This is a genomic window from Pedobacter sp. T50_32 (assembly GCF_057652195.1).
Genome location: NZ_JBYFBY010000001.1, coordinates 1 through 22,248, shown reverse-complemented (window position 1 = coordinate 22,248; position 22,248 = coordinate 1). Strand labels below are relative to the sequence as shown.

16 protein-coding genes are annotated in these 22,248 nt (G+C 42.0%); 10 read left to right on the top strand and 6 right to left on the bottom strand.

Features of this window, described 5'->3' with window-relative positions:
- Positions 1–10 precede the first annotated feature (10 nt).
- From AC23ME_RS00080 to AC23ME_RS00070, 3 genes are all read right to left on the bottom strand, one after another.
- Positions 11–289 carry a hypothetical protein gene (locus AC23ME_RS00080; protein WP_487725710.1) on the bottom strand — a complete coding sequence of 93 codons (279 nt, stop codon included), beginning with the start codon at positions 287–289 and terminating at the stop codon, positions 11–13.
- 154 nt (positions 290–443) lie between these two features.
- Entirely contained in the window at positions 444–986 is a 543-nt protein-coding gene (locus AC23ME_RS00075) for a dihydrofolate reductase family protein (protein WP_487725709.1), read from the bottom strand.
- A gap of 63 nt (positions 987–1,049) precedes the next feature.
- The gene (locus AC23ME_RS00070) at positions 1,050–1,829 is read right to left on the bottom strand and encodes an AraC family transcriptional regulator (RefSeq protein ID WP_487725708.1); all 780 of its coding nucleotides are present in this window, start codon (positions 1,827–1,829) and stop codon (positions 1,050–1,052) included.
- A gap of 1,306 nt (positions 1,830–3,135) precedes the next feature.
- Between AC23ME_RS00070 and AC23ME_RS00065 the strand changes: the two genes are divergently transcribed.
- The 8 genes from AC23ME_RS00065 (at position 3,136) to AC23ME_RS00030 (ending at position 15,975) form a co-directional block, all read left to right on the top strand.
- The gene (locus AC23ME_RS00065) at positions 3,136–3,726 is read left to right on the top strand and encodes an RNA polymerase sigma-70 factor (protein WP_487725707.1); all 591 of its coding nucleotides are present in this window, start codon (positions 3,136–3,138) and stop codon (positions 3,724–3,726) included.
- 108 nt (positions 3,727–3,834) lie between these two features.
- Positions 3,835–4,992: a FecR family protein gene (locus AC23ME_RS00060; protein WP_487725706.1), complete on the top strand. Its 1,158-nt coding sequence runs from the start codon at positions 3,835–3,837 to the stop codon at positions 4,990–4,992.
- A gap of 207 nt (positions 4,993–5,199) precedes the next feature.
- Positions 5,200–8,373, top strand: coding sequence for a SusC/RagA family TonB-linked outer membrane protein (locus AC23ME_RS00055; RefSeq protein ID WP_487725705.1), 3,174 nt, complete (start codon positions 5,200–5,202; stop codon positions 8,371–8,373).
- A gap of 10 nt (positions 8,374–8,383) precedes the next feature.
- Entirely contained in the window at positions 8,384–9,862 is a 1,479-nt protein-coding gene (locus AC23ME_RS00050; RefSeq protein ID WP_487725704.1) for a RagB/SusD family nutrient uptake outer membrane protein, read from the top strand.
- Between the two features lie 51 nt (positions 9,863–9,913).
- Positions 9,914–12,409 (top strand): family 20 glycosylhydrolase, encoded by a 2,496-nt coding sequence (locus tag AC23ME_RS00045; RefSeq protein WP_487725703.1) that lies wholly within the window; start codon positions 9,914–9,916, stop codon positions 12,407–12,409.
- 12 nt (positions 12,410–12,421) lie between these two features.
- The gene (locus AC23ME_RS00040) at positions 12,422–14,071 is read left to right on the top strand and encodes a beta-N-acetylhexosaminidase (RefSeq protein ID WP_487725702.1); all 1,650 of its coding nucleotides are present in this window, start codon (positions 12,422–12,424) and stop codon (positions 14,069–14,071) included.
- A gap of 85 nt (positions 14,072–14,156) precedes the next feature.
- Entirely contained in the window at positions 14,157–14,912 is a 756-nt protein-coding gene (locus tag AC23ME_RS00035; protein WP_487725701.1) for a hypothetical protein, read from the top strand.
- Between the two features lie 340 nt (positions 14,913–15,252).
- Positions 15,253–15,975, top strand: coding sequence for a TolB family protein (locus AC23ME_RS00030; RefSeq protein WP_487725700.1), 723 nt, complete (start codon positions 15,253–15,255; stop codon positions 15,973–15,975).
- Between the two features lie 293 nt (positions 15,976–16,268).
- On the opposite strand, the gene AC23ME_RS00025 is transcribed toward AC23ME_RS00030, so the two are convergent.
- Positions 16,269–19,454 (bottom strand): error-prone DNA polymerase, encoded by a 3,186-nt coding sequence (locus tag AC23ME_RS00025; RefSeq protein WP_487725699.1) that lies wholly within the window; start codon positions 19,452–19,454, stop codon positions 16,269–16,271.
- A gap of 460 nt (positions 19,455–19,914) precedes the next feature.
- On the opposite strand from AC23ME_RS00025, the gene AC23ME_RS00020 reads away from it, so the two are divergent.
- Positions 19,915–20,097 (top strand): histone H1, encoded by a 183-nt coding sequence (locus AC23ME_RS00020; protein ID WP_487725698.1) that lies wholly within the window; start codon positions 19,915–19,917, stop codon positions 20,095–20,097.
- Positions 20,098–20,481: 384 nt separating this feature from the next.
- On the opposite strand, the gene AC23ME_RS00015 is transcribed toward AC23ME_RS00020, so the two are convergent.
- A complete protein-coding gene (locus AC23ME_RS00015; RefSeq protein ID WP_487725697.1) occupies positions 20,482–20,688 on the bottom strand; it encodes a helix-turn-helix transcriptional regulator in 207 nt (68 codons plus the stop codon).
- Between the two features lie 584 nt (positions 20,689–21,272).
- Here AC23ME_RS00015 and AC23ME_RS00010 point away from each other — a divergent pair.
- The gene (locus AC23ME_RS00010) at positions 21,273–21,833 is read left to right on the top strand and encodes an RNA polymerase sigma factor (RefSeq protein ID WP_487725696.1); all 561 of its coding nucleotides are present in this window, start codon (positions 21,273–21,275) and stop codon (positions 21,831–21,833) included.
- 204 nt (positions 21,834–22,037) lie between these two features.
- Here the strand turns inward: AC23ME_RS00010 and AC23ME_RS00005 are convergent.
- Positions 22,038–22,248 (bottom strand): hypothetical protein (locus AC23ME_RS00005; protein WP_487725695.1); only part of this gene is annotated, 211 nt, incomplete at its 5' end.

The following is a 22,248-nucleotide window of genomic DNA, read 5'->3' as shown; positions in this document are numbered from 1 at the left end:
ACTATCTGAATTAATCCCAAAGGGTGCCAGCCAAACCTAAAATTGTACCCATCCATAATGCGATGATAAAAACGATAAAGCTGATGATGTTGGCGACAATAGTATTCCATCCACCACGTACACGTAAGATGTCCATCATGTGATAGAATAGACCGCCCATCGAACCAGCTAGCGGCACAACTATTAGTGGACGTAATATCCAAAGTTTGCCCCATTCTGGTTTTGCATTATCAACCCCATAGAGAAAAACAGAGATAATGACTAATGCAATGGCGGCGCCTACAAGCATACGTTTGGCTATTAAATTGGAGCGTTTATTAGCGGAGTTGATGGTTGTTTTCATTTTGTAAAGTGCTTTGTAATTCAAAGTTAATAATGATACTTTGAATTACAAAGTGAAAGAATGAAAACTTTATAAATCTTTATTTAGATGAGATTCAGGTTTACCGATCATGGTTGTTAATTTGATACCGCAACGATACTAAACCGGTTTCGTAAGTTTTGTTTTCTAATAAGGTTAGTTTGGTGCGTTGTTCATTCTTTTGAAATAACAATTTGCCGCTTCCTAGTAGGATAGGATGGACGGATAACCATAATTCGTCTACCAACTTGGCTTCCATTAGTTGCTCCGTAAGTGAAGCTCCGCCAAATAACCAAATGTCTTTGCCATGCAACTGTTTAATTTTGCGAGCTTCGGCAATGGCATTGTCAGCAATCAATACAGCTCCGTCTTTTACAGATTTTAAAGTTCTCGAAAATACATAATCGGTCATTTCTGGCATTCCTGGTGATATTTCGCCGTTGTTGCTCTCTGCATGTTGCTGTGCTATCTCATAACTTTTTCTGCCGATGAACATTGAATCGATGCGTTCAAAAAAATCATTCAAGCCATAATCTTGATCGGTAAAGCACCAATCGTATTCTCCATTTGGTCCTTCAATGTAACCATCCAAGGTGATCGCTAATCCTAGTATTAATTTTCGCATAATTATTTATTTAGATTGCAAACTTGCCCAAGTTTATCGAAAGAAAATTGTATAAAATAGACATCAATATAAAATATTCTTATTACGAGCCACCTCGCTAGGTGTGTAGCCTGTATAAACTTTACAATCTCGTATAAAATGTGCTTGGTCGTAATAGCCATTTCTATAAGCAATTTCCGTGAGCGAGATGCTCGGATACTTTTTTAAATGTGCTAAAGAATTGATAAACCTGTTGATGCTTAAATATGCCTTTGGCGATAAGCCAACTTGTTGTTGAAACTTTCTGTTAAATTGTCGCTGACCGATGCCAAAGTTTTTATTGAACTGATTAGCGGCTAATCGCGTAGATAAATTTATGTTTGCTACAGAATGTACGATAGGTGCTGGCAGGTTATTTTTCCCTAGTAATTGCAATAAGTATTGTTGCGCAATTTCTACACGAGTATAATTGCTTCTAGCTTCCGATAGTTTTTCTTCAATGTCTAAGATTGTTTGTCCCCAAAGATTAGTTAGCGGAATGGTTTTGTTGCTGAGTAATTCCATTGGCGCACTAAAGAAGTGGTAGGCCATGCCCGGTTGAAAGCAAATTGCAATGCAACCAGCTCCTTTACGCATCCTTACGTCCATAGAACGGTTCATTCTAGAAGTTACGATACTATGTTGATGTAGTTTATTTTCAATGATAGCCAGCGGAGTTTCGGTATAATTCAAGAAAACTTCAACACAAGTATCGGGAAGTACTCGTATGTGATGGGTGTCAACGTTTTCATCACAATCCATAGTGCAAATGAGCCTAATGTAAGGTTGTAGTAACGGATTGATTTGATATAGCTGTAAACGCACCCTTAAAGATAAGAAATTTGGTTAATCGGACCGGACTAAAAGCAAAAATCCCGCTCTACTCATCGTAAAGTGGGATTTAGTAGCCCGTAGGGGAATCGAACCTAGGGCGTAAACATCTTTTAGTCAATATTTTATGGGGAATTATTTTCGGGACTCAACGAATTCCCCACTGCTGTTTTGTACGTTTTAACCGTAATTGCTTACTGATGTAAATATAACCATTTGAGCTCAAAAAAAGTTAACAATTATCAATTTTAATATGATATTTGTCTAACTACTTAAAATATTAAATGAAGGTTTGGGTGGAGGATATTCGAAAAGTGGTCATCTGTTCTTTTTCTAGATTACCACTTTTTTCGTTATAAATTGTTCAGCTGATCTCGGTTAAAAGCGTTCAGTTGATTGATTTTAAGGATGTTTAAATGTTGTTAGGCCGCCTGCGGATGTTCGTGTTTGCCGAGGTGGAAAACTGTCGGCAAGCGTGCTCTTATGTCGTACAGGACTTTAAAAAAGATTTGTATTGCAGCTTGGATAAATATTAGTAAAATGCTGGGGTGAAATCTGTCTTTTGCTAAGCAAAAGCTAGCTGTTTTTAGACTTTCCCTATCAAGAGTTTCAAAAGCAGAACCGGATATCCTAGGAAGAACATAGGAAGAAATTAAACTAGGAATTTTGAACAGTTTGCTCCGAAATGAAGTGGCAACTTTTGCCGGAATACACACAATGATGGAAAAACGGTGAAAGACCATGCTCAAACCTTCGATATCGCAGAATACGGTCTAAGCGGTGCGCCATCAGAAAAGGTACCGCTGACCTATCTTCCAAGGTCAGCCTATACCTCAACACTTGATACTGAACCCTATGAGCTGCAAACCTTCTGGCAAGACTATATTTCGGATTATTGGACGACCGCACTGGCCTATTTCCTAAGTCTCGCGCTGACCCTGAGGCTTTGCCAATTCCTGATCCGGAAAGTATCCTGAAGAACAATATCAAGTATTTCTACAAGAATGAGGAGATCAACCTTCCCGAGAACTATAATGGGCTTGGTTAATAGTAGCCTGATTTTCCTCTTCAATAAATCGAGGTATCAAAATAATGTTTTCGCTTGTTGACTAACCAAGGTAAAGCCTCTGGTTTTGTGTCCATAATCTGCGCGTTATGCTATTATCCATCTAAATTGGATATTTTTATTTTACTTATTTAGATATTATTAGGTAATTAGGTTTTTATAAAGACAATTTTATTTTGCAAATTGGGCACTTGCTAAATTTTATACCAATAACTGTCCTTTTCTATCCAATTTATGAGTAAGTTTTCTGCTGATTACCATCATCAGGTTTTGTTAGATGCTTCAGAGGGAGATGAGAAGGCCTTTGCTGAGTTATTTTACGAATACAGCCCCAATTTATTAGCTTATGCCCGAAAGCTATGCAATAGCTCGTCGGATGCCGAAGAAATTATACAGAACGTATTTATCAGGGTATGGATTCACAGGGACAGGCTACCGGAAGTAGAAAATCTTAAAGGTTGGCTCTACAAGTTTGTGGTCAATGAGAGTTTGACATACATACGAAAGAGGGTGGTAAGGGATAGGGCAGGGTTGCAACTTAAGGCCGAAGCGAAAATTGCCGATAACAATATCGATAAAACGATAGATTTGAACGAATTGAGACGCATCGTGGCCAAAGCCGTCGACTGTCTGCCAGAGCAAAGGAAAAAGATATATGAGCTAAGTAGAAATGAAGGTATGACCATTCCGCAGATCAGTGAGTTACTGAATATCTCCCCGCATACCGTAAAGAACACTTTGGTAACCTCTCTCAAGTTCATCAGGGACTATCTTAAGAAATGTGGTTACCCGTTTTATATTTTTATTATGATGATAATCAGTTAGTTGTAATTATTTTTGTCTTTAGGATAGTCCTATTTTTTGCCATAAGCATCTTACTATTAATAACCACTATAAACATTCCCTGTTTAAGGTATACCTATCAGTAAGAAAATGGATAAGCAAAGGCTAAAGTATTTATTTGAGCGCTTCATCGATCAGACCATACAGACAGAAGAGCGGGATGATTTACTACAAGCGATCAATACTAATGATGAAGAAGATTTTTCTGCTATCTTAACTGATATCATTGATTCTTCTGGAAGCGAAAAAATCTCTCTTGAACAATGGACAAGCTTATTGTCACCCTCATTTTTAGCAGATAAACCGGCTAGCAAGGTAAGGTCATTTAGATTTGCTTACCGATGGGCAGCCGCCGCTGCAATCCTTTTGTTGGTAGGTGTGGTTTCATTTTTATCGTTAGAACGGAACAAAAAGGTTCAACAGGTGGCCTCACTTATCAAACCAGGTTCAGATAGGGCTATTTTAATATTGGAAGATGGATCGTCCATCAATCTAGATGGGAATCTTAAGCTGGATCAGGCGATAGCATTTAATCCTACCATTGAGTCTGTTTCCGATGGTGAGATCGTTTATGATCAGGACAACGACAGTGAAACGAAAGTGAGTATCAATACCCTGAGAATTCCAAAAGGAGGGCAATATCGCGTGGTTTTACCAGATGGTACTGTCGCTTGGCTAAACTCTGATTCTGAAATCAAATTTCCCTCTGCTTTTAATGGAAATACAAGGGAAGTTGAATTAAATGGTGAAGCTTATTTTGAAGTAATCAGTTATAAAAGGAAATGGCCTTTTATTGTCAAAAGTTTAGGGCAAAAGATAGAGGTGTTGGGTACTAAATTTAACGTTAGCGCCTATCAGGATGATGATTTCATTAGAACCTCACTCTTGGAAGGGAAAGTTAAAGTTACCAATGAGGCTTCTCAGGAGACTGAAATTCTCAAGCCGGGGCAGGAAGCTTCGCTAAATAGAAATTCGAATCAAATGCGAGTATACGCTTCCGAAGTAGAAGAGGCTATCGCATGGAAAGAAGGGCTTTTCGTATTTAATAATGAAGATATACACATAGCCATGGGCAAGATCGCCAGATGGTATGATGTAGAAGTGGTCTATAAAGGAAATTTTAAAGCTAAAGCACTATGGGGAACGGCTTCTAGAGGTGATAAAGTAGAAAAACTACTTAGCACGCTGCAAGCTACAGGTGTTGCAAAATTCAAGATTGAGGGAAGGAGGATCTTAGTGATGCATTGATTCATAACCCAATTAGTAGCTGATATAAAATTTAGCTGAGAGCAGTACCAGTGCTCTCAGCATTACTGTAAGACAGTAAGCTAGGCTTACTCAGACTAATCGTTAACCAATCCAATAGTAAACTAACCAAACAAAAGTATGTTTTTTTCTCCTCTGTTGTCTTTTACAGGACTTTCTGTAATTTTTAGTAAGCGTAACTTGCTGATTATGAAGTTGATATTTTTTATTATTGTTGCTGTGATACTCCAGGCTAATGCTAACGGATTTGCCCAAACTATTTCCCTAACAAAAGACAGGGCATCTTTGGTAGATGTTTTCCGTGAAATCAGGAAGCAAACAAAGTATAATGTGATCTGCGATGCTTCTATTCTGTCGCAAGGTTACAAAGTTTCGGTAAATCTGAAAAGCGCAAGTTTGGAAGATGCAATGAGGCAATGTCTTAAAGATCTTCCCTTAACATTTTCAGTACTCGAAAAGAATATTATAATAAATACTAAAAATCTCGTCGAAGCCCAAGTACCTACCGTAAAGGGTATCGTCGCCGACCAAAATGGACGTCCTATACCCGGAGTAGCGGTTACGGTAAAATCCACGGGTAAGGTAACCCAAACAACTAGCGACGGAACTTTTGTCGTTAGCGTTGCCGAACAGTCCGACGAACTCGTGTTCAGTCATATCAGTTTTGTTAGCCAAACTTTAAAAGTTATTGCAGGCCAGTCGGTAAACGTATCGTTGGTCGAAGCTACAGAAGTGTTGATGGACGTAGTGGTAACGGGATACGGAACCCAAAAAAAGAAAGATATCCTTGGGGCAGTAAGCGTGATCAAATCGGAGGATTTTGAAGATAGGCCATCCACCAACCTTGGCTATTCCATGCAGGGTAAGGCTGCGGGTGTGCAGATCATCAGGCCTTCGGGTAAACCACAGGGAGGTTTCAGCCTAAGGGTAAGGGGAACTACTTCCATCACTGCAGGGAGCGAGCCTTTATATATTATCGATGGCGTACCGACCCAATTGCTTTTTGATATCAATCCCAATGACATAGAAAGCATCTCGGTCTTAAAAGATGCTTCTTCTGCAGCGATATATGGTGCCGCTGGTGCCAATGGGGTGGTGCTGATTACCACCAAAAGAGGGAATTCTGGTAAAGCTAAGTTGAGTTTATCTGCCTACACGGGATTAAGTAATGCGGCCAAAAAACTTAATGTGCTGGACAGGACACAATACCTTTCATTGATGGACGAATTGGGGCAAGTGGCCAACTGGAACAACTTCACCGCGAATACAGATTGGCAGGAAGAGGTTTTTAGAACTGCAAGCCTACAAAATTATCAGCTGGCAGTAGCTGGAGGAAACGAACAGACCAAATATTACATCTCTGGGGCTTTTTCTCAGGAACAGGGAATTGTGAAATCTAACGAGATTAAAAGGGGAACGTTCAAAACCAATATTGATCAAAAAGTTACCGAAAGAATTACCATAGGTGCGAGCTTAAGTTATGCCCGTTGGTTCGACAGAAATATAGTTTCGGATGTAGGTTCCGGTAATTCAGGTGTCATCATGAACGCCTTAACCTCGTCACCAGTGATCGGAATTTACAATGCCGATGGGACCTTTACGGCCAATCCACTTAGGTTGTCTTTTAACAATCCAGTAGCTTATATAGATGGTTCTGAGAATGCTTATAATAATAGCCGCTTTTATGGAAATATCTATGCCAATGTAGATATCATTAAGGGCTTAAGATTCAGGAGTATGTTTGGCTACGATAATTACAACAGTAAGTATAATTATTTCCTAGACCCATTCTCTACAGATTGGGGCCGTGCAAATGCTGGTGTCGCCAATTTCAATACTAACCAAAGTGAATATTGGTTGTCTGAAAATACATTGGAATATAAGACCGTTTTCAACGAAAAACATGCCTTCGAAGCTTTGATTGGTTTTACTACACAGAAAAAATATGGTGAATCGTCCTCTATCGAAGCCAAAGGATTTAGTAGTACCAGCGTGAAGACTGTGAATGGTGGGTCTATATTTGGAAGGCCATCGGCTACGAAAAGTGAAAGAAGTAATGTTTCTGCTATTGCCAGAATCAGGTATGCTTATGATGATAAATATCTGTTATCCGCCAATTTCAGGGCAGATGCGGCATCTCCTTTTGGTGAAGAACACCGAAGAGGATATTTTCCTTCATTCTCTGTAGGTTGGAGGTTATCAAAAGAAAATTTCTTGAAGGATGTTGAGCAGATCAATGATCTCAAAATTCGATATGCCTGGGGAAGTGTGGGTAACGATGGTGTTTCCAATTATGCAGCATATGGTTTGGTGGGAACGGGATATAACTACGTACAAGGCGGTAAGGTATTAGCTGGAACTGCACCTTCAACACCGGAGAATAAAAGGTTGCAATGGGAAGCCACTATTCAAAATAACATAGGTTTGGATATTGCGATGTTTAACAGTAGGGTAAACCTTACAATTGATGCCTACCAGAAAAAAACAACCAAGTTGTTGCTAGACAAACCGGTTGCACTTTCAAGCGGATTTAGTGGCGCTATCCAAAACATTGGAAAATTGGACAATAGAGGCTTAGAATTTTTATTGAGTACCAAAAACACCGTGAAGGCTGTTAGATGGAGCACCGACCTAAATTTAGCCTATAATAGAAATAAAGTGGGATATATTGGTGGTTCGGATATTTTAGATGGCTTTATCAACCTTCGTCAAGAAGCGTCTTTAATTAGGGAAGGTTTGCCTTTAGCTGTTTTCTACGGCTATCTAGCTAATGGAGTTGATCCTCAAACAGGGATGATGATTTATCAGGATCTCAACAACGACAATGTTATCGATGATAAGGACAAGACCATTATCGGTAATCCAAATCCTAAATTTACCTACGGAGTAACCAATAATTTAAATTATAAAAACTGGAATCTTACTGTTTTTGTACAGGGAGTACAGGGAAATGATGTTTTTAATGCGACCAGAATAGAGACTGAGGGAATGAACGATTTTAGAAATCAATCTACCGCCGTATTAGACAGATGGACAACACCAGGACAAATCACCAATATTCCAAAAGCTATTTATGCTAACGTTTCCAATTCAGATATCTCTTCACGTTTCGTAGAAAATGGTTCGTACTTGAGATTAAAATCTGTAACGCTGGGCTATACGTTGCCAAAAGGGATTTTCGGCAAGCTTGGGTTAAGCAATGCCAATCTTTATGTTACAGGGGAAAACCTGTTCACCATTACGGATTATTCTGGGTACGATCCAGAGGCCAGTGCTTTCAGTGGAAATGGGGCCTTTGGAATTGATTTCGGTAGCTATCCACAAGCTCGTCAGGTAATTTTTGGTTTAAACGTATCATTCTAAGTTGATTTTTATGAAAAGGAATTTAAAACTAATGATCATTACGGTGATCGTTTCAATATTAACTATAACATCTTGTACCAAATTTGTTGATATAGCCCCAGAGTCTGACTTGACTACGGGAAATGCTTACAGAACTGCAGCTGATCTAGAGGCTGCCTTGATCGGGGTCTATAAGACGCTGAATTCTGATTATTTTATTTGGGAGAACTTTGTGATGTCCGATGTAAGGTCTGATAATGCCTACGCTGGAGGGGACGATCCTGAGATTTATCAATATGATGAGTTACAGATTTCTGCGTTAAACTCTAGAATCCTACTAACTTGGAGACAATTATACAACGGTATTGCCAGGGCAAATCTAGTCATAGAAAAAGCGCCATTGGTAAATGACGCCAAGTTGGAAGATGGAAACAAAAGAGCTAACATTATCAACGAAGCTCGCTTTTTAAGGGCTTTCTATTATTTCGAGCTAGTAAAGGCATTTGGTGGCCTGCCAATTGTAAGGGAATTTGGAAAGGTAAATCCGGAAGATGCCAATATATCCAGATCTTCTGTTACAGATGTATATAATTTTATTGTTGAAGATTTAGAAGCGGCAGCGGCATTGCCTACCGACTATGGCAATAATCTGTCATTAAATAAATCGAAAATTACCAGAGGTGCAGTTTATGCGTTGTTGGCAAAGGTACATGCACAAAGGCCAGACAGGGACTACAACAAGGTTTTGCAATATTGCGTTGAGGTAGAAAAGCTTGGCTATGGTCTGCATGGCAGCTATGACCAGTTATTCGACGGGCTGAATTACAACAATAAAGAGACCATATTACTGGTGCAATATAACGCCAGTACTCCAGAAAGCAACTGGGGACCTCAAATGCTTTTGCCTCCTTCGCTGTCTGGAGATGACTGGAGAAAATATGTTACACCTTCCAGAAACCTGATCGCCGCTTATGATAATGCGGGAGATGTACAGCGGAAATCAGCCTCTGTTTTTTATGACAACGCGGAATGGTCTGATGAGTTCTGGAAACCATGTGCTGTAGCAGGATCGATCCCTTTCCCTTACAAATTTAGACATGCAAGTGCTTGGGAAAGTGGTGACAATGTTTATCTGTTGAGATTTGATGATATCTTATTGCTTAAGGCCGAGGCATTGAATGAACTAGATAGAAGCCCTGAAGCATTGGCTCCGTTAAACATGGTTCGTAATCGTGTAAATCTCGGAGGGATTACAACAACAGATAAAATAACGTTACGTGACATTATCCTAAATGAAAGAAGGTTAGAGCTCGCCTTTGAAGGCTACCGTTGGGACGATTTGGTAAGAATGGGCAAGCTGGTGAGTACGATGACAGCTTTGGAAGAATATTCATTGACCTGTGCAGGCGGAAGTACCAAGATGAACTATAATATGAATCCGAACAAGGCGTTGCTGCCGATCCCTCAGGGAGAGCGTAACCGTAACCCGAATTTGACCCCAAATCCATAAGGCTGCTGACGATAAACTTGAGCTATGTTATATTATTTTCTACAAAACGGGATGTATAGAGGCATAATGCTAATGATGGCAGTTTTCTTTGCGCTGTCTTTGAACGCCCAGGAAATCCATCGTAAGATAGAGGTAAAATGGACGATTGAAGATGGGAATCTAGGGAAGGAAAATCCAATTTCTAAATTCGTGTTTTATAATGCATCTAAAGAAGATGTACCCTGTAAAAATTGGCACCTTTGGTTCAATTTTATGCGTGGTATCAACGTGAACTCGGTTGACAAGAAGTTTAAGATAACGCACAAGAATGGAGATCTATACCAGCTAAGTTTTGTAGCCGAAAATTTAACGATACCAGCAAACGGATCGATAGAAGTCAGTTTTAAAACTAATGGTACACTTCCAAATTTTACAGATGCACCGGCAGGTCTATATCTCACCTACGATGATGCCACTCAAACCAATGCACATCCCGTAATCTATAATTCGATCAACAAGGAATATCCATTAGCTGAGAAATTGAATAGGTTGGCAGCTCAATATGAGCTTAACCGCTCACATGAATCTTCCAATATTCAAAAAATAATTCCTTCTCCCTTAGCACTACAGCAGGGAGATGGGTTTTATACGATCAGCGCTAAGTCTACCTTGTGGACAGATCCATCTTTTGATAAAGAAGGAATTTATCTTAGGGAATTTCTGAAAGAGACGTCTGGTGTAACATTTTCTTCAAAAAAACAGGACAAAAAAACTGCAGATATCAAAATTCTGCACAATGTGTCATTTGGAGAAGAAGCCTATGAATTGGTAGTAAACCATAAAGGTATTACCATTTCTGCTGCTACAGCTAAGGGCACTTTCTATGCAATCCAAAGTCTAAAATCATTATTGCCTGCCCAATATTGGAATGTAAATTTAGAAAAAATAAACATTCCTGCCGTGGTCATTAAGGATCAACCTAGATATGGGTATAGGGGACTGATGCTGGATGTAGCCCGTAATTTTCATTCTAAGGAAACGGTAAAAAAAATCATTGATTTGATGGCAATGTATAAACTGAATACCTTGCATCTGCATCTCAATGATGATGAAGGCTGGAGATTGGAGATTCCCTCTTTGCCAGAGCTGACCGAGGTAGGAAGTACGAGAAGTGGATTTTATGCAGATGGGAATTCGCTGCAGCCGGCTTATGGCTCTGGGGCAAACCCTAAAACCAAATTGTATTACTCGGTCGATGATTTTAAAGAAATCCTGCTGTATGCTCAGAAAAATCATATTCAAGTGATTCCCGAGCTGGAAACTCCGGGACATGCAAGAGCAGCCATCAAGGCTATGGGAGCCCGTTACCGTAAGTTTATGAAACTAGGGGATAGGGAAAAAGCGGAAAGGTACCTGTTGAACGATACAGCTGACAAGTCTGAATATTTCTCTGCACAGAGCTGGAACGACAATGTTATGAATGTGGCCAAGCCTTCGGTATATAATTTTATTTCCCAAGTTTTGGATGAGATGAAAGGGATGTATGCTGCGGCAGGGGTCCCCTTGAACAAAGTTCATTTGGGAGGTGATGAGGTGCCTAGGGGCGCTTGGGAAAAGTCCCCACAAATTACCCGTTTAAGAGATAGTTTAAAGTTTTCTTCCGTAAATGAGGTGTGGCCGTATTACATCCAAAAGATTGCAGAATTATGTAAGCTAAAGGGATTGAAACTGGCGGGCTGGGAAGAAATGGGGATGGTGAATAACGGAAATGGTATGGTGACCAATCCAGCATTGGTTAATCAGGATATTCAGGTTGATGTCTGGAATAATCTTATTGGGGGCGGTCAAGAAGACTTGGCCTATCAGCTAGCGAATGCGGGATATAAAGTGGTGTATACCAGCGCCAGCAATTTTTATTTCGATATTGCTTGGCAGGATACCTTCAAAGAAGCTGGACACACTTGGGCAGGTTTCACAAATCTCAAAAAGTCCTATTCTTTTTTGCCCGAAAATTATTTCCTGAATGTTTTTGCCAACAATTTTGGCGAGAAGCTTAGCGATGGATTTTTAGCCAACAAGGTCAGGCTTACAGAGGAAGGCAAACGTAATATTATCGGCATCAAGGGGGCGGCCTGGTCAGAAAAAATCCTTACTAGTGAACGGTTAGAATATATGTTGTTCCCGCGGGCTATAGCATTGGCCGAAAGGGCATGGGCACCAAAACCATCTTGGGAAACAGGGACTAACTTTAATGAAGCTGCATTTGCAAAAGACTATGCGGGCTTTATGAAAAAGTTGGGCACACAAGAGCTTCAGAAGCTCAATAGCTTGAATGGCGGATATCGATACAGGTTGCCGGTGTTGGGACTTAGGGTTTACGAAGAGTCCCTGATGTGTAACCTCGAATATCCTGGATTTGATATCTATTACACCACGGATGGTACTGCGCCAAATCTGAAATCCGAGAGGTATACCCAAATAATTCCTTTAGATAGAACGAAAACTTACCAGTTCAATGTTATCACTAAAGACGGTAGAATGGGTGATGTAGTTACTTTAAAATTCTAAAACCACAATTTTATGAAAGTTAATAAGAAGATATTGTTTTTACTGCTGATGTTATCTACGGCGCAGACATTTTCATGTAAGAAAGCTGATAGCGGAACTGTTGATGGCGGCGGCACCACCTTGCCCACGCTATCTGCCATCCATTCGATCATCCCTTTGCCACAATCGGTTCTTTTCAATGATGAAGAGTTTTTAATGGATAACAATGTTAAAATAGTGGCAGGCAGTCAACACGCTGCTGGCATAGAATTACTAAATAAGGATTTGACCAGTTTAGCTGGAATTACCTTGTCGAATGGAAGTTCATCGGATGCCAAGGCAATTGTAATTTCGGAAAATAGCAACCTCAGTGTTACTTATGAAATCACTATCAGGAAGGACAAAATAAATATTGTTGGCAAAGATGTGGCTGCTGTTTTTTATGCGCTGCAGAGCTTTAGACAGTACCTGTGGGACGCACGAATAGAAAAAAGTGCTAAAAAAATCACGATGAAAGGTGTAACTGTACAGGATAAGGCATTTTTTGAATGGCGTGTTTTTGCGCTAGATGTGGCTAGGAATTTTTATACCAAAGATTACATCAAAAAGCTGATTGATTGGATGGCCCTATACAAGATGAACAAGCTGCACCTGCATCTCACCGATGATCAGGGATGGCGTATTCCAATTCCGGGATATCCAGAGCTAATTGAGCAGGGCAGCTGGCGAGCGTTCAATAAATATGATTTAGAGAATGTTGAAAGAGCTAAATCAAATCCTATTTACAATATCGATAATCGGTTCTTGACTACAATGAACGGTGTTAAAGTGTATAAGGCATCCTACACTAAAGCAGATTTAAAAGAGATCGTAGCTTATGCGGCCCAAAACTATATAGATGTTATCCCTGAGGTTGACATGCCTGGGCACATGTTTTCGGCTATCAAGGCTTATCCATGGCTGTCTGCAACGGGTACAGCTGGATGGGGAGCAGAGTTTTCTTATCCTATCTGTCCTTGTAAGCCTAATGTGAAGCAATTTGCCTTTGCCGTTCTGGATGAACTGATGGATATTTTTCCTTCGAAATACATCCATATTGGCAATGATGAGGTTGATAAGACCACTTGGGCAGCTTCTGCAATCTGTCAGCAGTACATGACAGAAAATAGCCTTACCGATGTGAAACAGATCCAGAAATTATTCATCAGTGACCTGCAGTCCCATCTGAAAGCTAAAGGGAGAAAGGCAATAGTTTGGGACGATGCCAACGAAGTAGGCATAGACGCCGATGCGGTAGTTACCTATTGGAGAGACTGGATTACACCTAATAATGCGATTGCCAACGGGAATAGGTTTGTCATGACGCCTTGGACCTGGTTCTACCTGAGTAGTGCCTCTACTGATGAAAGCATCACCACACTGTATAACTTTACACCGAACCAGAGATTTGGTAATGCTTTCAATAACAGTATTGATGGTTACCAGGCAAGTGTATTTACAGAAAATATTCCATCGGAAGCCGCACTTGAATATTTTATCTATCCAAGATTACAGGCTTTCGCGGAATTTACCTGGTCTAATGATCGAAGAGATCTAGATTCATTTACAAAACGATTAAAATCGCATTTAACAGCAATGGATAACAAAGGAATTAGATACAGAATGCCAGGTTTTATGAAATAAGTAAATGTTGGTCCGCTTTGTACCAGAAAGCTGATCAGCAAATGAACGTCAACTTAGAATAAACGTTAACCAATCCAATACAATTATGAAAAAATCAATCCAGTTTTTATTGATGCTGTTCTTGGCATCAGCCATCCTCACGTCCTGTAAGAAGGGAGACGGGGAACCCGAAGATGCACTACCCGAAAAGGAACTCCGTACCAAGGTACCAACGGTAGCACCACAAACACTCTACCTGATTCTCCCTACAGGTACCAATGTAGCATTGGTAAAGAGGGGAGACGCATTTGTCTCTGCCAATTATGTAGCCCTAGAGGTAGACAAGTCCTATTCCTTTAATACCAAGGCAGATGGTTCAGGCACATCTTATATTATCAAAGAACCATTGTCTGCCTATGACTATGCCAATGATGACAAAGTGGTATGGGATGATCCATTGTTAGAAGTTGTACAGGGCAAGGGCAAGTTTACTGTGGCGAGAAGCCAAGCCTATCAGCTTTCGGTAAATTTTGGTGCTGCCCAGCTTACCTGGCAATATCACAATATAAAGTTGTTCCATTATACCGATTGGGCCACTAGGACAGAAGTATTGTTGAGCTATAAACATCCCTTAACATTTGAGAAGACTGTGGCTTTGCCAGCCAATAATTACCTGAAGTTTTACTCTGTCAATCCAGATTGGCTGGAGTGGGGCGGAATGGAGGAGAATAATCTTGTTGGCAACCTGACTGCTACCGGAGGCAAAGATATTATTGCTGTGAAAGAAGCGGGGAATTATAAGGTGAGTATTACTTTGAATGGGGACCTAAAGGGTGGCACCTATGCTTTTACGAAACAATAGCATATAGAATTATTTATTAATCAATCTAAAAATATTTGTTATGAGAAATCAAAAATTAAACTTTGGACTCGTTTATTTGGGAGTTTTTATCCTGATGTTTTTTGGAAGTTGTGATAAAGCGAATATTGCAGAAAATTTGGGTGATCCAAGTAACCCAAATGCTGTTGCCAATGTTTCGGGGAAAAATTCAAAACCTATTGCAAGCCCGCCGGTTCTTGGCGGTAAATTAGTTTATCATAAGTACGATTGCTACGGTTGCTCCGACACCCGCATCTATATCTATAACTTTGCGACCAATGCTTTGACATGGGTGAGCCAATATTGGAACATTGACTTTCCGATGAATGCACATTTCAATGAAGATGCCAGTAAGATCGTTTTTATGGGACAGCCTGCGGGTTCGGGAGATTGGGATATCTATATTTGGACGGTCGGGTCAAGTAGTGCGCCGGTCAATCTTACAGCAGGTAACGGAAAACGCGACGAAGATCCCAAATTCTCTCCTAATGGTTACCGTATAGCATTTAAGCAGGATAATGATTTGAAGATCATGGAGACAAATGGCACCATTACCGATGTGGTAACCTCAACATCAGCTCTTGAAGAAGGTATGCCCTATTATTCCGATGATGCTACACAGTTGATATTTGCCCAGGGAGCGGGAAGCGCCTCCGATATCTATAAAATCAATATCGATGGCACAGGGAAAACGGCCATCGCCAATGCTACTGGTATCCAAGAGTACTATCCGATAGTTTGGGGGCCTACCAAATATCTGTATTCAAGATGGTATAGTGCAACCAATGGGCACGATCAGGTATATATGGGCTATTTTAGTGGTGCAACACCTACAAGATTACCTTTTAACACCACGACCGCAGATTATTCGGATGCATTTCCGTGTGGAACAGACCATGTGATTCTATCCAGTACAAAATCGGGCGGATCAGGTGGCTATGACCTGTACGTTGCGAATATTACCACTGGGGATATTTACTCCCTGAATTCATACAACACGGGCATCAACAGTGCCCTGAATGAACTCGGAGCATGTTATAAATGATCTTTGAGTGTAGATGTCATACATCAAAGGTGCAGTCTAAAGATAGACTGCACCTTTTTTGTGTTAAAGTCATTTCTAAGATAGGCGTCATGCCGTTGTTCGACCTCCTCGCCGAGCGTAGAAAGTGCATGTTCGTTATTTAAATCCGTAGGTTTAAGGCACTACAAAGGAAATTGCGGAGTGTCTACTGTATTGGCGCTTATTGGAAATGAATCTGCCGATTGAAGCTAATCTTTGAGCGTCAAATATGGTTGGGCCAGGTTGAACTTCCATTTAACTGATCATTCGCTTATCTATCTAAAGTTCCTTCCCCCATGAAAGGCCTCACTTTCCTGCTGCTGCCGTACTTGGCTGCGCTTGTTCTCCGTAGTGAACGGAGCCGCCTTTTGATCATTAAGTTCCGACAACAGGCCCGTGAAGTCAAAACAGCGCTGTACGATCACGTGTACCACCTGGCCCTCACGCTGTAGCCTACCTTCCACCATCAGCAGCTTTGCATGCAAGATCTCCCTGCGATACGTTTCAAAAAGCTTTTCAAAAACGACCAGGTTGGAAAATCCCGTTTCATCCTCTATGGTGATAAAACAGACCCCGCCCGCAGTTCCCGGACGCTGTCGGACCAGCACCAGGCCCGCCACCTTGACCATCGTGCCATTATCCGTCGCAGCAATCTCAGCCGAAGACTTCACCCGCAACAGCTTCAGCTTCTCCCGCACAAAACTCACCGGATGCGCCTTGAGCGATAGCGAAGTGCTCGCATAATCCTGCACCACATGTTCGCCCATTCCCATCAGCGGCAAAGCAATCTGTACTTCCTTCTCACCGTTGCCCGCCTGTCCCTTGAACACTCCAATAGGCCGATCCTTCAACGCCGAAACTTCCCAAAGCGCCTGCCTGCGATCAAGGCCCAATGAACGGAACGCATCCGCATCCGCTAGCCGTTCCATGCCAGCAAGCGACACTCCTGCATCCAGCAGCTCCGCCAGCCCCCTATAGCCCTCCCTACGTCCCGCCACCAAAATCTCCATGTCCTCGGCACGCATCCCGCTGATCTGCCTAAAGCCCAAACGCAGTGCCCTAAACTTACCCACCTGCTCCTCCAGGACATTGTCCCAAAACGAGAAATTTACATCAATCTCCCTGACCTGCACCCCATGGTTACGCGCATCAATGACAAGCTGCGCCGGCCTGTAAAATCCCATCGGCATCGAATTCAGGATCGCACATGCAAAAACATCAGGATAATAACACTTTAGCCAACACGAAACATACACCAACAAAGCAAAACTGGCCGCATGGCTCTCCGGAAAACCATAGGAACCAAAGCCCTCCAGCTGCTTGAACACCCGGCGTGCAAACTCCTCGCTGTAGCCCCTGGCCGTCATCCCTTCTACCAACTTCGTCTCAAACCTGGTCACCATCCCATGCATCTTGAAAGTCGCCATGGCACGCCTCAGCTCATCGGCCTCCGTAGCCGTAAATCCAGCAGCCACAATGGCAATCTTCATCGCCTGCTCCTGGAACAGCGGCACCCCTAGGGTCTTTCCCAAAATCTCCTCCAGTTCATCCGAAGGATATTCCACCGGCTCCTGGCCATTGCGCCTGCGCAGATAGGGGTGCACCATATCCCCCTGGATCGGACCCGGACGTACGATGGCCACCTCGATCACCAGATCATAGAAACACTTTGGACGCAGGCGCGGCAACATCTGCTGCTGGGCACGACTCTCGATCTGGAACACCCCGATCGTATCGGCCGCACTGATCATCTCATACACCTTGGGATCATCCTCGCGATTGATCGAGGCCAAAGTCAGATCCAGCCCATAATGCAGCTTGGCCAGGTCAAATCCCTTCCGGATACAGGTCAACATCCCCAAGGCCAGCACATCGATCTTCAGAAAGCCCAAGGCATCAATGTCATCCTTGTTCCATTCGATATTCGTCCGGTCCACCATACGGGCATTGAAAATAGGACAGAGGTCCGTCAATTTTCCCTGCGTGATCACAAACCCGCCCGTATGCTGGCCCAATTGCCGCGGAAAGCCCATCATCTGCCAGGTCAGTTCCAACACCTTCCTTAACAGCGGATCATTCGGATCCAGCCCACTTTCGGTCAACCTGTTCCCCTCAAACCACTCGTCGGTAAACTCCCAAATCGAAGCGGACAACCTGTCGATCGTATCCACCGACAGCCCCATTGCCCTGCCCACATCACGCAGCGCCCCCTTCTGGTGCAACTGTGTAACCGTCGCTACGATCGCCGCCCTGTCCCTGCCATACTTTTCATAGATATACTGGATCACCTCCTCCCGGCGCTCATGCTCAAAATCCACATCGATATCAGGCGGTTCGTTGCGCGCAGAAGAAATGAAGCGCTCAAAGAGTAGATCAAATTTCGTAGGATCCACCGAAGTGATCCCCAAGCAATAACAGATCGTCGAATTGGCCGCAGAACCACGGCCCTGGCACAAGATATCCCTAGACCTGGCAAAACGCACGATATCGTAGACCGTCAAAAAGTAAGACGCATAATCCATCTCCCTGACAAAAGCCATCTCATGGTTGATATTGTCCACCACCTTCTCCGGCAAGGGCAGTCCGAACAGTTCCTCGGCGCCCCTCCAGGCCAGCATCTCCAGCTCCTCCATCGGCGAACGGTCACCAGAAAGAATCTCATCCGGATATACATACTCCAGACTGTCCAAGGAAAACTGGCAGCGATCGGCAATCTCCAGCGTCCTTTCCAACAACTCTGGACTGGCCCTGAACAAACGCTGCATCTCCCCAACAGGCTTCAGGTGCCGCTCGGCATTACTGAGCAGACGAAAACCTGCCGTATGGATCGTACACTTCTCCCGCACACAGGTCAGGATATCCTGCAGCTGCCTGCGCAAAGGCACATGGTAATACACATCATTCGTCGCCACCAGCGGAATCCCCAACTCCAAACCCAAAGCCTCCAAACGGAACTGCCGTTTCTGGTCCTGCCCATGATAGTACCGGCTCACCCCAAGGTAAAGCGAAGCCCCCAAATGCCTTTTATAATCGCCCAAGTCAGCCAAAAAGCCAGCATCGAACCTAAAATCCTCATCCAAAGCCTCCGGCGCCACAGCCACGAACAAGATCCCCAAGCTATAATCGAACACATCCCTACGGTAAAGGAAACACTTGCCCTTTTCCGCACGCAGGTTTCCCAAGCTCAACAGCGCCGAAAGCCGGCCATAAGCCGCCCTATCGGTAGGATAGGCCAACAGCGGAGGCCCATCCAATAACTCCAGCCTGCAAGCAGGGATAAAACCGATCCCAAACTTCTTCGCCGCCACATGCCCCCGCACCACCCCCGCCAAAGTATTCACATCCGTGATCGCCAACTTCACATAGCCCAACTCCGCCGCCCGCTCCACCAGTTCCTCCGGATGCGAAGCACCCCTCAAAAAACTAAAATTACTCGTCACCTGCAGCTCACAATAGCCCATAACACACCAGATTAAATCCAAAAAAAATCAAACCATCAAGCCCCAAAAACCCGACACCACATCCAAAACCACAACAAAAAGGAAATGCAAACGCAAAGATATTGCTAAAAATATTAGCAATTATTAACATTTTAGACGGACTTATGAACAACAAAAAAGATCGACGAGCATCCTTTTTTAACATAAACGCGCTAGTTAATCAGCTGATTATTTCGAAATGTTATGCATCAAGCTGTTCAGTAGAAACTTTAGATTTATAGTTTCAAGCTTACCGCACAGATCCTCTCATAGAATACAAGATTTTTTGTTTCCCCTATTGTCCCTTCGTCAGCAATCTCGAAAGAAGGCTATTTTACCGTGCATAAAACCTAGAATAACCATTCCGATTCTGATCAAATACATGTCCAATTTGCTTGTTATAGGCTTAATCCATAATTTCGGACTTAAAAAACAAAATCATATGAATTCATTCGAAAAACTAAAAGAACTGATCGCAGCAACCGAGACAGATGCAACAGCATTCTACACCAAAGGCAACAAAGCTGCCGGAACACGTTTAAGAAAAGCCTACATGGAAATCAAGAACCTGGCATCCGCAGGACGTAACGAAGTGACAACGATAAAAAATCAAGAAAGTAAGTAATACTTTACAGCTAATTTGGGATAAGGCCATCGGAAATCGATGGCTTTATTTTGGTAACTGTGAATTAATGTTAACTATTATCTAATCCAGTTTATTACCCTAGGGCAGTACTATCTTCACACAAACGTTCCTGCGTAAATGCAAAAAGCGGGAACTAGCGGAGGAAAGAGGAGGGGAGTTCCGCAGGCCGAAAATGAGCGAAGGGATTATACCTAGCAGCTATTCTTAGATTAATAATGTATTGAACGTCGACACATGAGCCTACATCACATCAAAAACATAAGCAAATTTCTTATCTATCTTTGGTTCTTGTGAGATTTGATGCGCGCTTGGTAAGGAACTTTTTCGATTTAATGCATTGATAATTCTAGGAAAAGAACTGCTTTACTTCGAAGAAATCAGAAGTTCTCTAGCATCTACATCAAGGACTTTAGCGATTTGAAAAAGCCTTTTTATTGAAGGCTGTGCTGTATTTGTACACCAACTGGAAACAGTTTCTGGTGCAGTATTTAAAGCATCTGCCAAATCCTTGTTTGATTTACCTTTCTCCGCCAACACCGATTTAATACGATTATATACTGTTTTACCCATTTAGATGATGATGTAAAACAAATATAACAAGCCAAAAAATAACAAAAATTTACTTAAATTAATGTTTTTAATTAATTATATAATGTAAAACATTATATAATTTTTGTTTTACATTAATTATTTTTATTTTTATAAAAATCAAAAAAGAATTAAAAGTTATATTTTAGCAATTCTTCTGTAAAAAGTATTGCTTACGAGCCTCGTCACTAAATCTGGTAAATTTATCCCACGAGTGTAAGTAGAGTATCCATCCCTATACATGTGATAGGGCCGGTGCTCACTTATGTTTAGTGTGGGAACCTATCTTCGGAATAGGGGGCTTACCAGAGCCTTGTGACATTAAGCTTTGTGGCACCGGCCCTATTGATTTTTTTCAATCGCTGTTCTCATTGTTTAAGGTTCGAATAAAACCTTGGAACATGTCTTTACATCAGATCCTTTTTAAAAATAAAATGATTTCTTCCGCGGAAAGGCAACACGGTGTCTTCATATATATCTACCGTCGATACTTTCTAATCTATACCGATTGGTCAATAAAGGAGGGAAATGTTTGTCAGTGTCATTTCATCTAACCATATATTACAATGAACCAAATTGATCACCAAACACCGGAGCAAAACCTTGTCATCTTATTGAGGGAGGGGAACAACGAAGCCTACACCGAAATTTATAACCGCTATTTCCAGCTCATGTTCAAGTTTGCCTATAGAAAGCTTCAGGATGAAGAACTAGCAAAGGATTTTGTGCAAGAGCTGTTCGCAACGCTATGGCACAAACGTGAAAAGGTGTTGCCCGAAGGCAACCTAGTACAGTTCCTTTACATAACACTGCGGAGCAGTATCCTCAACCACTATGCGCACCAAGGGGTAGTAACGAAATACATTGACTTTCTCGCAAACTTTGCCAATACCATAGCAAACAATGCCGACCACAAGGTGAGGGAAAACCAACTACAGGGCTACATCGATAGACAGATCAGCAAACTTCCCCCGCAGATGCGGAAGATTTTCAAGATGAGCAGGGAAGAGCAACTGAGTAACCGTGAGATTGCCTCAAAACTGGGAACTACCGAAAGTAATATCTCTAAACAGATCGGCGGAGCCAAAAAGATCTTGGGAAAGAAGATGATCAAGGGTTACGATTGACATTGGTAGCTTAAGCTAAATCAAGAAATGTAAGCCTACATATATCCTTCGTTAGACATACTCAAGTAGCTGTAAACCAAAGCAATAATCTAAGTCAAAAGATTCAAGTTCTTGTGCTCGCAATTCGCCCGAGACTTAACTTAAACCTGTTGTTATTAGGCGTTTTCTATCCTTCACAATCACCTTGCTCTGTAAGCAGGTTGGTTAATCAATTACTTTTTTGAACGTTCTTTGTCTGCCTTGTCGCTCTAGCAAAATTAATTTGTCGTAAGACAGATTGATTATGTTGTCCGTTATAATTTCATAGTACTCGCCGTTTTTATCTTTTATGGCATGTCTGTATATTTCGGAGAAACTGACCATGGGATTCCGTGTCAAACTGACCACCCAAACTGCTGGCGAACCTGTGCAACAG

Bases quoted from the DNA above. Each gene is read 5' to 3' on its own strand.
- AC23ME_RS00045 (WP_487725703.1), top strand. From the start codon at position 9,914: ATGTATAGAGGCATAATGCTAATGATGGCAGTTTTCTTTGCGCTGTCT.
- AC23ME_RS00075 (WP_487725709.1), bottom strand. From the start codon at position 986: ATGCGAAAATTAATACTAGGATTAGCGATCACCTTGGATGGTTACATT.
- AC23ME_RS00030 (WP_487725700.1), top strand. From the start codon at position 15,253: ATGAATGCACATTTCAATGAAGATGCCAGTAAGATCGTTTTTATGGGA.
- AC23ME_RS00050 (WP_487725704.1), top strand. From the start codon at position 8,384: ATGAAAAGGAATTTAAAACTAATGATCATTACGGTGATCGTTTCAATA.
- AC23ME_RS00035 (WP_487725701.1), top strand. From the start codon at position 14,157: ATGAAAAAATCAATCCAGTTTTTATTGATGCTGTTCTTGGCATCAGCC.
- AC23ME_RS00010 (WP_487725696.1), top strand. From the start codon at position 21,273: ATGAACCAAATTGATCACCAAACACCGGAGCAAAACCTTGTCATCTTA.
- AC23ME_RS00025 (WP_487725699.1), bottom strand. From the start codon at position 19,454: ATGGGCTATTGTGAGCTGCAGGTGACGAGTAATTTTAGTTTTTTGAGG.
- AC23ME_RS00055 (WP_487725705.1), top strand. From the start codon at position 5,200: ATGAAGTTGATATTTTTTATTATTGTTGCTGTGATACTCCAGGCTAAT.
- AC23ME_RS00065 (WP_487725707.1), top strand. From the start codon at position 3,136: ATGAGTAAGTTTTCTGCTGATTACCATCATCAGGTTTTGTTAGATGCT.
- AC23ME_RS00060 (WP_487725706.1), top strand. From the start codon at position 3,835: ATGGATAAGCAAAGGCTAAAGTATTTATTTGAGCGCTTCATCGATCAG.
- AC23ME_RS00080 (WP_487725710.1), bottom strand. From the start codon at position 289: ATGCTTGTAGGCGCCGCCATTGCATTAGTCATTATCTCTGTTTTTCTC.
- AC23ME_RS00040 (WP_487725702.1), top strand. From the start codon at position 12,422: ATGAAAGTTAATAAGAAGATATTGTTTTTACTGCTGATGTTATCTACG.
- AC23ME_RS00015 (WP_487725697.1), bottom strand. From the start codon at position 20,688: ATGGGTAAAACAGTATATAATCGTATTAAATCGGTGTTGGCGGAGAAA.
- AC23ME_RS00020 (WP_487725698.1), top strand. From the start codon at position 19,915: ATGAATTCATTCGAAAAACTAAAAGAACTGATCGCAGCAACCGAGACA.